We start from the raw sequence: 12,287 nt of genomic DNA on the forward strand, positions 1-12,287 counted from the left end.
GGTGTCCCGCGCGTCTTCCCGCCGGAAACCCCCGCAAACCGCCGACGGGCGTGGGTCCGTCAGGTGTCGAGGTGGCGGGCGAAGGCGAGGCGCAGGTGGTTCTGCGGGCGGGCGCCGACGATCGAGCCGGCCACCTGCCCGCCGACGAACACCAGCATGGTGGGCAGCGACATCACCCCGTACGCCCGGGTGGTGGCGGGGTTCGCGTCGGTGTCCAGGGCGACCACCCGCAGCCGGTCGCCGAACTCATCGGCCAGCTCGGCGAGGTGCCGCGAGGTGCCCACGCAGGGCGGGCACCAGTCCGCCCAGAAGTCGACCACCACCGGCCTGTCGGCGGACAGCACCGTGTCGGCGAAGGTGGCGTCGGTGACGGCGGTCAACCGGTGCGCTGCCGTGTCCTGAGGCATGTTTCCTCCCGTTGTGCGATGGCCTGGGTGAGCTGGTCGTGCAGCCGGCGGCGGACCGTGCCGAGCCGGTCGAGGTAGGCGTCCACCTCGGCCAGCTTGCGGCGCAGCACCGCCACCGAGTCGGGGCAGACGTCCCCGGAGGCGTGGCCGGCCCGGAGACAGGCCACGAAGGGCCGGATGTCGTCGAGGCCGAAGCCGACCGCGAGCAGCGCCCGGATCTCGTGCACCACCCGCAGTTCGGCCTCGTCGTACACCCGGTAGCCGTTCGCCGAGCGACGGGGCCGGACCAACCCGTGTGTCTCGTAGTAGCGCAGCGTGCGGGTGCTCGTGCCGGCCCGCTGCGCCAGTTCGCCGATCAGCATCCCGACCTCCTCGCCGGCGTTCCCGGCGTCACGCTAGACCTTGCCGCCGGTGTCAAGGCAACAAGTGAGAGCGGCCACCGGGTGGGTAACCGCCACCGGCCGGCGAGCGGGAAGGGGCACCACCATGGGGGTACGCGCCGAGGCGACGGTGTCGCTGGGGGAGGTCAGGCTGCCGGCGGACGTCGACGGGCCGGACGACGCGACGGGGGTGGTGCTCTTCGCCCACGGCAGCGGCAGTTCCCGGCACAGCCCGCGCAACGTGGCGGTGGCCCGGGTGCTCCAGCGTCGTCGGCTGGTGACCGTGCTGGTGGACCTGCTCACCGCCGAGGAGGACGCGGACGACGCCCGGACCGCGCAGTGGCGCTTCGACATCGACCTGCTGGCCGACCGGCTCACCGGCACCCTCGACTGGCTCGCCGCCCAACCCACGCTGGGCCGGCTGCCGGTCGGCCTGTTCGGGGCGAGCACCGGGGCCGCCGCCGCCCTGGTGGCCGCCGCCGCCCGCCCGCAGCGGGTCGCCGCCGTGGTGTCCCGGGGCGGCCGGCCGGATCTGGCCGGCCCCGCCCTGTCCGGGGTACGCGCTCCGACGCTGCTGCTGGTGGGCGGTCTCGACGATCAGGTGATCACGGTGAACGAGCAGGCCGCCGAGGTGCTCGCCGCTCCGCACGAACTGCGCGTGGTGTCCGGCGCCGGTCACCTGTTCGAGGAGCCCGGCACGCTCGACCAGGTGGCCGACGCCGCCGCCGACTGGTTCACCCGCCACCTCCCCGTCCCCGCCTGACGCACCGGCTGGTGTGCAAGGGGGGCGATGTTGTGGTGTCCGGGCCCTCGGGACACCACAACATCGTCCCCCTGGACGGATCTTGGCGGTCGGGTGGGGGTCAGGCCGGGGTGGCGGGGGGCTCGTCGCGGCGGTGGTGCGGGCGGTCGTCCGGCGGGGCCGCCGCGACCTGCTCCCGGTGCCGCTGGACGGTGTCGACCACCCGGTAGGCGACCGCCGCGATCGGCACCGACACGAAGGCCCCGGCGATGCCGGCGATCAGCGTGCCCGCGGTGACCACCACCAGGATCACCGCCGGGTGCAACTGCACCTGCCGCTTCATGATCAACGGTTCCAGCAGGTTGCCCTCGACCTGCTGCACGGCGATCACCGCCGCCAGCACCAGCAGCGCCGTGGTCGGCCCGTTCGCGGCCAACGCCACCAGGACGGCGACCGCGCCGGCCACCGTCGCCCCGATGATCGGCACGAAACCGCCGAGGAAGGTGATCAGTGCCAGGGGCAGCGCCAACGGCACCCCGAGCAGCACCAGCGCCAGCCCGATACCGATCGCGTCGATGGCCGCGATGATCATCGTGCCCCGGCTGTACGAGCCGAGGGTGCGCCAGCCGACCCGGCCCGCCTCGGCGGCCACCGTACGGTTCGGCCCGGTCATCCGGCGCAGCACCCAGTGCCACATCGACCGGCCGTCCTTGAGCAGGAAGAACAGCAGCACCAGGGCGAGCAGGGTGGAGCCGAGCGCCTCGGTCGCCGTACGGGCCCCGCCGACCGGGTCGGGGGTGCTGCCGCCCAGGCCGTCGCGGACCTGCCCGATCAGCTTGTCGAGTTGGGCGTCACTGACCGGCAGGGTCTCGGTGACGAAGTCGCGGGAGCGTTGCAACCCCTCGTCGAGCTGCTGGCTCAGCTCACCGAACTGGGCGGCGGTCAGGTTCCACACCAGCACCCCCACCCCGACCAGCACCCCGAGCAGCAGCAGGACGCTCAGCAGCGCGGCGAGCGCGGCCGGTACCCGCAGCCGGCGCAGGGCCAGCAGCACCGGGTCGAGCAGCGCGGTGAGGAAGAGGGTGACCGCCACCGCGATCGCCAGCGGCGCGAGCAGCACCGCCACCCGGCCCAGCAGGTAGCAGCCGAACACCACGACCACCAGGCAGGCGCTCCACACCACCGCCGTGCGGACCAGCCAGGGCAGCGCCGCCCAGGCCTGCCGTGGGCTGGGGCGGGCGCCCGCAGCCGTCACCTCGGGCGTACGCCCGGCACCGTCCTCGGCCACGTCGGTTCCTCCTCGGTCTCGGCGGGGTCGATACCCGACCGGGCCGGCCGCGACACCCGGTGCTCAACGCCGTGCCGGCCGGTCGGTTCCGTTCAGGACTGTCGAACCCGGACGGCGCTGCCCACGCGATCCTGTCGGGCCGCTCGGCAGGTGCCTGCGGGGGTGTTCTCCGCCGGCTCCGCGCCGGCCGCCTGTCCCCGGTGGGGTTTGTGTCCCCGGGCACGGGGAACGCAGAGGCCCGAGGACGAGGAGGCACCATGAGCGACTTCATGAACAAGGCCAAGCTTGATCTTTAACCTGTGCGGCGTGGTCGGGGATTGGCCGACTTCTTCTTCGAAGGGGTTGTCTTCCCGGTCGTGCTGCTGGTGACGATGTGGACGTCGTAGCGGCGGGTGGGATGGCGGTTGGGTTGTCCGGGTGGGCGGCCGGGTCCTGGTCGGGTGGGTTTCGGTGCGCCGGCGGGACAGGGGCTGTTGGCGCGCAGGTGCCGGAATCCGCGGCGGACTCGGGCGGGGGTGAGCCGTTCGGGTGGGGCGGGTCGTTCCCAGGGGCGACGCAGGTCGGCGGCGAGGGGGCGGGCCAGCCGTAGCTGGGTGTAGGCGGCGATGATCAGCCAGGTCCAGCGGTCGGCGGCGTGCGGGTCGCGGAGTTTCGGCACGCACCAGCCGAGGGTCTGCTTGAGCAGCCGGAAGGTGTGCTCGATGTCGAAACGGCGTAGGAACGCCTGCCACAGCAGGTCGATCATGGTCGGGTCGGGGTTGTCGCCGCCGCGCTGGTGGCCGAGGCCGGTGAACCACCACAGCCAGACCGGCTTCGCGGTCGCGCCGGAGGGCAGTCGTTGCACGTCCAGGCGGATGAGGGTGCCTTCCAGGATGGGCAGCTCGGGGCAGTCGGCCCAGGCGGCGCGGCGGGTCAGCCTGGGGTGCAGCCGGTGCCAGGCACGGGCGGTCGCGGTGCCGTAGAGACGGGTCTCGGTCACGGTGGTGACGTCCGGGGTGCCCCAGCTGGCCGGGTCGCCGAAGATGAACTCGCTACCATGCCGTGGTGGCCGACCGCACTTGGGGCCCGGTATCCATGGCCCCGGCGGGCGGCGCAGCACCCGGTCGGATCGCATCCGGGCCAGGACGCGTACCGGTAGGTCCCGTAGCAGCCAGGCCAGCCGGGCCGCGTCGTAGCCGGCATCCATCACCACCCAGACCGCTGGGTCACCGGGCTGCCAGTGCCCGGCGGCGATCAGCCGGTCCACCACCGCGCGCAGCTGCTCGGCGGTGACCGCGGCCAGCTCGGTGCCCGGGGCCAGCCGGACCGCGTCCAGCGGCGCGGTCCACGAACTGCGCCCGGACTCCAGGGCCACCACGAACGAGTACGGCCAGCCTGGCACCCCGATGTGCTGGTCTTTGCCACGGCCGTAGGTGTGGCACAGGATCCGCTCCGGCACGGTGTGCGCTTCCGGCCGCAGCCAGCAGGTGACATCCACGGCCAGGACGATCCGCCCGTCGGCGGCCCGTGGAATCGGCATCGACGCCACCACGGTCCGCAACCGCTGCACATCGATCCGACCGGCGCCAAGCGCGTCGTACAACGCGCCGTGACCTCGACGGTGCTCCGCCACCAGGGACAAGGCCGGCAGCGACCGTACAGGCCCGTCCGCGCACAACACCGCGTCGGCCAACTCGAACAGCGCATCAGCTCTGGCGCTCAGACAGCGATGCAGTTCCGTACGGAACGTCGCAAGGTCCCCAACCGCGCTTCCACGCTCGGCGTCATGCACACTGATCATCCCGCAGCCCTTGGTCCCGATCTTCTTCCCTAGACAAGAGGAATGATCGATCAAGGGCTGCGGCCATGATCAGCCAGGGTCGATGCAACCGACCCCGGGTTAAAGATCAAGCAAGGACTTCGCGGACAAGCACGACAAGCAGGTCGACCAGGGACTCGACAAGGCCGGGGACTACGCCGACAAGCGGACCGGCGGCAGGTACGACGAGCAGATCGACAAGGGTGTCGACGCGGCCCAGGCGCGTACCGGTGAGGGCGACCAGGGTCGCTGAGCCGTTCCGACTGCCGGGTCACCCGTACGGGGTGGCCCGGCATCGTCGTGTCAAGGTCTGGTCACCTCTGGTAACCATCGAGGACTCTCGCTACTATCCGCATTCGGGGCATGACTCACCGTGGAGTCGTGTGGAGTGGGTCGGCACGCGAGCCCGCGGGCCGTCAAGGAGAGGGAGCATCCCCGGTGACCGAGACAACGCACGCCACGCAGGCCCGGCCGTATCCGTTCAGCGATCCGCACCGGCTCGACGTCGACCCCCGCTACGCCGGGCTGCGCCGCGACGAACCGCTGGTCCGGGTGCGACTCCCGTTCGGGGAGCCGGCCTGGCTAGCCACCCGGTACGCGGACGTGCGGACCGTGCTGGGTGATCCGCGGTTCAGCCGGGCCGCCGCCGTCGGCCGGGACGAGCCGCGCAGCGTCCCCTACCAGCGGGAGTCCGGCATCCTCGGGATGGACCCGCCCGAGCACAGCCGGCTGCGGCGGCTGGCGGCCAAGGCGTTCACCGCCAGGCGGGTCGAGGAACTGCGCCCGCGCACCCGCGAACTGGCCGACGAACTCGTCGCCGGCATGATCGCCGCCGGGTCGCCGGCCGACCTGGTCGCCCACGTCGCCACCCCGCTGCCGATCCGGGTCATCTGCGACCTGCTCGGGGTGCCGGTCACCGACCAGGACCGGTTCCACACCTGGTCCGAGGCGATCGTGTCGACCACCTCGCTCCGGCCGGAGGTGGCGCAGAGCTACCTCGACCAGCTGCTGTCGTACATGGCGGGGCTGATCGCCCAGCGGCGGGTGACCCCCACCGACGACCTGATCGGGGCGATGGTCCGGGCCCGCGACGAGAACGCCGACCGGCTCACCGAGGACGAGATGGTACGCCTGGCGGCGGGCCTGCTGGCCGCCGGCCACGAGACCACCGTCACCCAGATCCCCAACCTGGTCTACGTCCTGCTCACCGAGCCCGACGTCTGGCAGCGGCTGCTCGACGAGCCGTCCCTGGTGCCGTCCGCCGTGGAGGAACTGCTGCGGTTCATCCCGCTCGGCGCGACCTCCGCGTTCGCCAGGTACGCCCTGGAGGATGTCGAACTGGGTGGGGTGCTGGTCCGCGCCGGGGAACCGGTGCTGGTCTCCATCCCCTCGGCCAACCGGGACGAGAACGTCTTCCCCGACGCCGACCGGCTCGTCCTCGACCGGGAGACGAACCCGCACCTCGCCTTCGGTCACGGCCCGCACCACTGCATCGGGGCCCAACTGGCCCGGATGGAGCTCCAGGTGGTCCTGGAGACGCTGCTGGCCCGCACCCCGGGCCTGCGGCTGGCGGTGCCCACGGCGGCCCTGACCTGGAAGAGCGGCCTGCTGGTCCGGGGCCTGACGGCGTTGCCCGTGAGCTGGTGACGGAAAGGACGGTGAGGCAGATGGGGGAGACCGGCTGGCGGGTGCACGTGGACCCGACCCGGTGCATCGGTGCGGGGATCTGCGCGAGCTACGCCCCGGCCCACTTCGTCCTGGTCGACGGGTTGTCCCAGCCGGTCGCCGAGCGGATCGAGCCGGCGGACGCGGTGCTGGACGCCGCCGAGTCCTGCCCGATGGAGGCGATCGTCGTCTCCGACGTGGGGGACGGCAGCCGGGTTGCCCCGGAACCGTGACCGGTCCCGGTGGTCACCTCCGGCGGGGTCCCCGGAGGTGACCACCGTCGACGGTCAGTCCTGCCCGTCGTGCAGCTCGGCCCGGCTGGTCGGTCGCCCGCTCAGCGTGTCCCTGATCCGGTCGACCAGCCCGGCGCCGGGGTTGAGCAGCCGGTTCGCCGGCGGGTGGTCCGGTGCGCCGGGGTGCGGGCGGGTCGGCAGGTGCCCCTTCGCCGCCCGCACCCGGTCGGCCAGCTCCACCAGCTCCTCGTGGGCGACCGCCGCCCGCAGCCGGGGGAACAGCTCCGACTCCTCCTCCCGTACGTGGTGCCGGATGGACTTCGCCAGGTGGCTGATCAACGGCTCGAAGCGGGCGTCGGACGGGTCCAGCGGCTCCAGTTCCTTCAGCGTCCGCTCGGCGGCGGCGTGTTCGGCGATCTCGTGTTCGGCGAGTCGGTCGCCGTCGGGCAGGGCCCGGCGGGCGGTCGGGTAGACGTACATCTCCTCGGCGACCGCGTGCCGGACCAGCTCGGCGATCAGCACGTCGGCCAGCCGACGACGGTGCTCGGCGGTGCCCTGCGGGTTCTCCAGCTCCACGAAGATCGCCTCGATCTCGTGGTGGTCGGCGGTCAGGACGTCCACCACGTCCCGAGCCGTGGTGGCCTGTAGGTCGCTCATCTCGGTGCCCCTTACCGGTTGCGGACGGATCGGCTCCTGGCCGGAGCCTGTACCCACCGCGGGCCACCCGAACCCATCACCGTCGATGAACCGCCACCTGTCGAGCCCGCCCGCCGGTTGGCGGCGGTCAGCGACCAGCCCGTCGCGTGCCTACCGGTCCTGTCGCGCCGGTCGGTGATGTCCCGACGCGGGTGGCGGGAGGGAGCCGAGCAGGCGGGTCACGCCGATCTCGATGACCACCCGCTCCGGGTTCGGGCGCGGCGGGCGGTAGCGCTCGGCGTACCGGCGCTCGGCCTCGGCCACCGCTGCGGCGTCGGTCCGCAGCATTGCCCGGCCCTCGATGGTCAGCCACCAGCGGCCGTCGAGGTGGCACGCCGCCACCGGGACCCCCGCCGCACCGGCGGCGGCGACGTACCGGGCCTTCGCCGCACCGGCGGACGTGATCACCCGGGCCAGCCCGGCCGCCGGGTCGTAGGTCAGCCCGACCGGTACGACGTGCGGCGTGCCGTCGGGCCGCAGGGTGGTCAGCGTGGCCAGGTGCCGCTCGCGGCAGAACGTGAGGGCCCGCTCGTCGTACGGGTCCAACCGATGCCTGCCGGCCATGTCCGTCCCCCGTCCCAGGGACGGCGTGGCCCCGGCCCGGCCCCGATCATGACACGGTTCGGCGGGACCGGTCCGGACCGGGCGGGACACCCGTCCGACCGGGCTGGCCGGGCAGGCTGCGGCCGGCGGCCCGGCGGCGGTGGGCCAGGCGGGTCAGATAGATCAACGCCCCGGCCAGCACGCCCATGTCGTCGAGGTAGATCGGGTCGGGCAGAAGGTCGACCGGGCAGATCGTGTAGATCAGCGCGCCGTAGAACGCCACCTTGCCGCTCACGCCGAGCGTGCCGAGCAGTCGTCGGGTGCGGACCACCCGTACCGCCAGCAGGATCGCGCCGACAAGTGTCGCCAACGCCAGGATCGCGCCGACGACGACGAGCGCCCACATCTCCCGGGACATGCCCGCAACGCTAGTGCAGCGCCGCGCGTCGCGCCGCCGTCCGGGGCACGCCGCGCCGTCGTCCGCCGCCGGGGCGGGTCAGTAGGCGGCGACGGCGGCCCGGCCGCGTGCCACGACCGGGTTCTCCCGGGTGGTGTCCGTCGAGGGTCGCGGGGCCTCCGGCATCGGCAGCACCGACTCGGCCCGCTCCGGTCGACGCTCCCGCGCGGCGAACGCCTCGTCGCGCAGGCTGCGGGCCGCCGCGCCGGCCAGGTCGGCGGCCCGCCAGGCCGCCTGTTCCCGGGCGACCGCCGCCCGGTGCCGGGCCGCCAGATGGTCCCGGGCCGCGCGGCGCAGCACCAGTTCCTGCTCCACCGGGTGCCGGCGCGGGTCCCAGCCGGCACGGTGGGCGAGGACGTCGGCGAGCTGCGCGTCCGACAGCTCACCCCGCCGGTGCGCCTCCTGGGCGGCCCGGTGCAGCCAACGTTCCCGGTCGGCGTACTCGGCCGGGGTCTGGCCGGTGTGCGGCAGGGGCATGACCGCGGCGGCGGCGAGCCGGCGCAGGTGCGCCTCGGCCGCCTCCAGGGCCGTCCAGGCCGCCTCGACCTCGTCCTGGGTGGCGAGCCACTCGGCCCGCAGCCGGCCCGCGGTGGTGCCGGCCCGGTCGGCCGCCACGGCGACCTCCTCGGCGTACCGGGTGTGCTCCCGGTCCTGCTCGGCCCGTTCCGGGTCGTCGGGCAGGGCGGCGTCGCGGAACCGGCCGGCCACCGCCAGCCGGAGCCGGCCGGGCCGGACCACCAGGGCCGCGACGGCGACGGCGGCGAAGGCGAGCAGGATCAACCAGATCGCGGCGGCGGCGGGGACATCGGGCAGGACGGCGGAGAAGACGGTCTGCATCACCAACACCTCACGGTGGACAACGATGTGGACGGACGGGGGCCCGGCAGCGGGGCGGGAGCTGTGCGCGGCGCGTCCTGCGACGGGTGGGCCGGGTCGGATCTGCCGGGACCGAATCGGATCGGTTCTGCCCGGACCGCCGTCGGACCGACCGGGGTCGGTCGCGGTCGGCGTGCTCCGGTCGTGGCCGGACGGGCGCGCAGGTGCCGCGCGGCTCAGCTCCGGGGCGGGCCGCGCCGGCCGGTGGCGTCCCGGGCCGGGTCCGGCGTCGCCCCGGCGGCCGGCGCGACGGGCCGGGCGGCGGCACCGTCGGTGGGCGTCGGCGGCTGGGGCCGGAGGGACCCGTCGTCGGGCCGGGTGTCGGCCCGATCGTCGGCCGGCCGGGCGTCGGCGGGCAGCGTCGCCACCCGCGAGGTCACCACGGACGGTCGGGTGGCTGCGGCGGCCGGGCCACCGGTGACGGCGAGGAACCCGCCGAGGCCGGCGGCGAGCACCAGCGCGGTGACCGCCAGCCGGGTCAGGTCGCGCAGCCTCGACACCCAGACGGGCGGGGTGGAGGCTGCGCGGATCACCAGTCCAACCTATCCCCGACCGGCCGTCCGCGCAGCGGCGGTGACCCGGCCGGAGGAGTGAGTCGGGCCACGGTGTGCCGTGTGGACGGACCGCTCCCGCCAGGGTTGCGGCCCCTGACCTGCGCCTGGATGCATCGACGGCGATGAGGACGCCGACAGTTTCCGGCCGGTGGGTCCGGGCGGTTCCGCCGACGGCGCGACGTCCCGCCGACCGTCGACACCGGACCGCTCACCCCGGTGACCGACGTCGACGTCGAGCGCTACGCGGGGCCGTCGGCGTCCTTGCCGGGCCCGGGGGCTCAGGCGTCGGGGTCGGCCTGGTCGGGGGTGAAGAGGGCGAGCAGGTCGCCGACCTGGCGGTTGGCCTCGGCGGGGTGCCGGAAGTGACCGCTCGGGTTGAGCGTGTACTCGTTGCGCCGGCCGACCCGGGTCCGCCGCAGGTAGCCGCCGGACTCCAGGTCCGCGACGATCGCCTGGGCGGCCCGTTCGGTCACCCCGACCTCGTCGGCGACGTCCCGGAGGCGGGCGGTGGGGTTGCGGGCGATGGCGAGCAGCACGTGGCCGTGGTTGGTGAGGAACGTCCAGTTCCGGGTGCTTCCCGTGCCGCCTGTCGCCATGACGGCCATCGTATGGCCCGTTCCTGGGAGACCGGTCGTCGGCCGCCCCGACGGTCGCGCCCGGCCGGTGGGGTCGGTCACCCGCCGACCCGGTGCGCGCCCGGGTTCGACACGCCGTCGACACCGCGCCGACCGACGCCTGAAACGTGTATCACGAAATCTTGACGTACCTTTAGCTGCGTGTGACCGTGGGGGCACGGCCGTCGTCGCCGCCGGCCGGCGTGACCAGGTGCGATTCCGGACCGAGGTGAGGCAATGGCCCCGATCACTCCGACCCAGGCGCTGGCCGAGTTGCAGGCCGGCAACAGGCGTTTCGTCGCCGGGGCGCCCCGCCATCCCAACCAGGACGCCGGGCACCGCACCGCCGTGGCCGACGGCCAGCATCCCTTCGCCGTCATCGTCGGCTGCTCCGACTCCCGGCTCGCCGCCGAGATCATCTTCGACCGGGGGCTCGGTGACCTCTTCGTGGTCCGGACCGCCGGGCACACCGCCGGGCCCGAGGTGCTCGGCAGCGTGGAGTACGCGGTGACGGTGCTCGGCACCCCGCTGGTGGTGGTCCTCGGGCACGACTCCTGCGGTGCCGTGCAGGCGGCCCGGGACGCGGCCCGTACCGGCACCCAGCCTCCGGGGCACCTCTACTCGGTGGTCGCCGCCGTCGGGCCGAGCCTGCGCCGCGCGGCCCAGCAGGGGGTGCACGACATCGACGGGATCGTCGACATCCACATCGCGCAGACCGTCGAGGTGCTGCTCGGCAACTCCCCGGTGATCGCCGCCGAGGTGGCCGCCGGCCGGTGCGCGGTGGTCGGCATGTCCTACCGGCTCGCCGCCGGTGAGGTCCACCAGGTCGCCCCGACCCCCGAGCCCGTCGCTGCGGCCCCCGCGCCGGTCGTGCCGGCCGGTTCCACACCGGCGGCCGTCGCCTCCTGACGCGCGCCACGCATGACGAAGGCCGCCTGGCTCAGCCGGGCGGCCTTCGTCATGATCGGCTCGATCGCACCGGTGTCGCCCCGGTGTCGATCACGGGCGCTACAGCAGTGACACGTGGACGTGGTCGGTGTGGTTGGACGGCCCCGAGTACGAACTCCAGCCGTTGGCCGGGAACCAGATCTGCCGGTTCCAGATCACGTAGTAGATGCCCAGCCGGTCCGAGTTGCGGATCAGGAACGCGGCGAGGTTGTTGCCGTACATCCGGGTGTCGTTGTTGTGCCACGGGCTGAACCCGCTCTTCTGCAACGACCAGTCGCACGCCTTGCCCTTGGGGTGCTCCCAGGGCCCACCGGGGCGGTAGCAGCCGACGAACCGGTTGAAACCGGCCCGCTTGACCTCCTTGTACATGTGCAGCGTGCGCGGCGTGACGCAGCCGGACGTGGTCGGGTCGTTCTCGCTGCACGACTCGCCGCGCCACCCGCCGTCGGCGGTCTGGCCGGGGGCGATCCGGGCCACCGGGGACGTCGCGTCGACCAGGCCACCGGTGAAGCCCCGGCCGCCGACCAGGGCCAGCGCCTTGTCGGCCTCGGTCTTCTTCTTGGCCATCAGGTTGGTCTGCTTCTGCTGCTCGCGTACCTCGGCGTCGAGGGCGAGCTTGGCGTTCTCGGCCCGGCTCTTGGCCTCGTTGACCTCGGCCAGCTTGCCGGCGTTGACCATGTTCAGCTCGTCCAGGGCGGCGGCCCGGCGGACGAAGGCGTCCGGCGCGTCGCTCTCCAGCAGCGCGGCGACCGCGCCGACCCGACCCGTCCGGTACGACTGGGCGGCGATCTCGGTGACCTGGGGGGCCAGCGCCGCCAGTTCCTGCTCCGCCTTCTCCACCTCGATGGCGAGCTGGAGCTGACGCTTCTTGGACTTCTCCAACCGGTTCTTCGCCGCCGAGTACTCCCGGTTGGTGGCCTCGATGACGTCGGTGAGGAGCTTCGGCTCGTCGTCCTCCTCGTGCCCCGAGGGGGTGGGCGCGTTGGGCGCGGCCGTCACGGGGGCGGCGGCCGGTCCGGCGACGATCGCCAGGGCGGCGAGTACGGCCACTGCCGGCGTCAGCCAGCGGCGTAGGGGTGCCGTCAC

Annotated in this window: 15 protein-coding genes and 1 pseudogene; 5 read left to right on the forward strand and 11 right to left on the reverse strand. The window is 73.7% G+C overall.

Features of this window, described 5'->3' with window-relative positions; all coding sequences use genetic code 11:
• Positions 1-59: 59 nt before the first annotated feature.
• Positions 60-407: a thioredoxin family protein gene (locus Q2K16_RS24050; protein WP_302740350.1), complete on the reverse strand. Its 348-nt coding sequence runs from the start codon at positions 405-407 to the stop codon at positions 60-62.
• On the reverse strand, positions 377-769 hold the full coding sequence (locus Q2K16_RS24055) for a MerR family transcriptional regulator (protein ID WP_088643569.1): 393 nt from the start codon (positions 767-769) through the stop codon (positions 377-379). The genes Q2K16_RS24050 and Q2K16_RS24055 overlap by 31 nt, the downstream gene beginning before the upstream one ends.
• Before the next feature lie 124 nt (positions 770-893).
• Here Q2K16_RS24055 and Q2K16_RS24060 point away from each other — a divergent pair, with 124 nt between their 5' ends.
• Complete coding sequence (locus tag Q2K16_RS24060) at positions 894-1,550, forward strand: dienelactone hydrolase family protein (RefSeq protein WP_302740351.1); 657 nt, start codon at positions 894-896, stop codon at positions 1,548-1,550.
• Between the two features lie 100 nt (positions 1,551-1,650).
• Here Q2K16_RS24060 and Q2K16_RS24065 read toward each other — a convergent pair whose 3' ends face one another.
• Complete coding sequence (locus Q2K16_RS24065; RefSeq protein WP_302740353.1) at positions 1,651-2,817, reverse strand: AI-2E family transporter; 1,167 nt, start codon at positions 2,815-2,817, stop codon at positions 1,651-1,653.
• Positions 2,818-3,109: 292 nt separating this feature from the next.
• Positions 3,110-4,597 carry an NF041680 family putative transposase gene (locus Q2K16_RS24070; RefSeq protein WP_302740355.1) on the reverse strand — a complete coding sequence of 496 codons (1,488 nt, stop codon included), beginning with the start codon at positions 4,595-4,597 and terminating at the stop codon, positions 3,110-3,112.
• 109 nt (positions 4,598-4,706) lie between these two features.
• On the opposite strand from Q2K16_RS24070, the pseudogene Q2K16_RS24075 reads away from it, so the two are divergent.
• From Q2K16_RS24075 to Q2K16_RS24085, 3 genes and pseudogenes are all read left to right on the forward strand, one after another.
• Positions 4,707-4,868 (forward strand): annotated as a pseudogene (locus tag Q2K16_RS24075) (antitoxin); the annotation flags it as partial.
• Between the two features lie 185 nt (positions 4,869-5,053).
• On the forward strand, positions 5,054-6,262 hold the full coding sequence (locus Q2K16_RS24080; RefSeq protein ID WP_302740357.1) for a cytochrome P450: 1,209 nt from the start codon (positions 5,054-5,056) through the stop codon (positions 6,260-6,262).
• 20 nt (positions 6,263-6,282) lie between these two features.
• Positions 6,283-6,513 carry a ferredoxin gene (locus Q2K16_RS24085; RefSeq protein WP_302740359.1) on the forward strand — a complete coding sequence of 77 codons (231 nt, stop codon included), beginning with the start codon at positions 6,283-6,285 and terminating at the stop codon, positions 6,511-6,513.
• Positions 6,514-6,567: 54 nt separating this feature from the next.
• On the opposite strand, the gene Q2K16_RS24090 is transcribed toward Q2K16_RS24085, so the two are convergent.
• The 6 genes from Q2K16_RS24090 to Q2K16_RS24115 all read right to left on the reverse strand — a co-directional run bounded on the left by Q2K16_RS24090 (position 6,568) and on the right by Q2K16_RS24115 (position 10,244).
• Positions 6,568-7,170: a hemerythrin domain-containing protein gene (locus Q2K16_RS24090; protein WP_302740360.1), complete on the reverse strand. Its 603-nt coding sequence runs from the start codon at positions 7,168-7,170 to the stop codon at positions 6,568-6,570.
• Between the two features lie 150 nt (positions 7,171-7,320).
• Complete coding sequence (locus Q2K16_RS24095) at positions 7,321-7,773, reverse strand: TIGR03618 family F420-dependent PPOX class oxidoreductase (protein ID WP_302740362.1); 453 nt, start codon at positions 7,771-7,773, stop codon at positions 7,321-7,323.
• A 46-nt stretch (positions 7,774-7,819) separates the two neighbouring features.
• Positions 7,820-8,170 (reverse strand): DUF1232 domain-containing protein, encoded by a 351-nt coding sequence (locus Q2K16_RS24100; RefSeq protein ID WP_302740364.1) that lies wholly within the window; start codon positions 8,168-8,170, stop codon positions 7,820-7,822.
• 78 nt (positions 8,171-8,248) lie between these two features.
• On the reverse strand, positions 8,249-9,046 hold the full coding sequence (locus Q2K16_RS24105; RefSeq protein ID WP_302740366.1) for a hypothetical protein: 798 nt from the start codon (positions 9,044-9,046) through the stop codon (positions 8,249-8,251).
• A gap of 215 nt (positions 9,047-9,261) precedes the next feature.
• Positions 9,262-9,618: a hypothetical protein gene (locus Q2K16_RS24110; protein WP_302740367.1), complete on the reverse strand. Its 357-nt coding sequence runs from the start codon at positions 9,616-9,618 to the stop codon at positions 9,262-9,264.
• A 299-nt stretch (positions 9,619-9,917) separates the two neighbouring features.
• Positions 9,918-10,244 carry a helix-turn-helix transcriptional regulator gene (locus Q2K16_RS24115; RefSeq protein ID WP_302740368.1) on the reverse strand — a complete coding sequence of 109 codons (327 nt, stop codon included), beginning with the start codon at positions 10,242-10,244 and terminating at the stop codon, positions 9,918-9,920.
• 246 nt (positions 10,245-10,490) lie between these two features.
• Between Q2K16_RS24115 and Q2K16_RS24120 the strand changes: the two genes are divergently transcribed.
• Positions 10,491-11,162, forward strand: coding sequence for a carbonic anhydrase (locus Q2K16_RS24120; RefSeq protein WP_302740370.1), 672 nt, complete (start codon positions 10,491-10,493; stop codon positions 11,160-11,162).
• A gap of 99 nt (positions 11,163-11,261) precedes the next feature.
• Here Q2K16_RS24120 and Q2K16_RS24125 read toward each other — a convergent pair whose 3' ends face one another.
• Positions 11,262-12,287: a coiled-coil domain-containing protein gene (locus tag Q2K16_RS24125; protein ID WP_302740372.1), complete on the reverse strand. Its 1,026-nt coding sequence runs from the start codon at positions 12,285-12,287 to the stop codon at positions 11,262-11,264.

The organism is Micromonospora cynarisoli, from assembly GCF_030518815.1.
Lineage (GTDB): Bacteria > Actinomycetota > Actinomycetes > Mycobacteriales > Micromonosporaceae > Micromonospora > Micromonospora wenchangensis.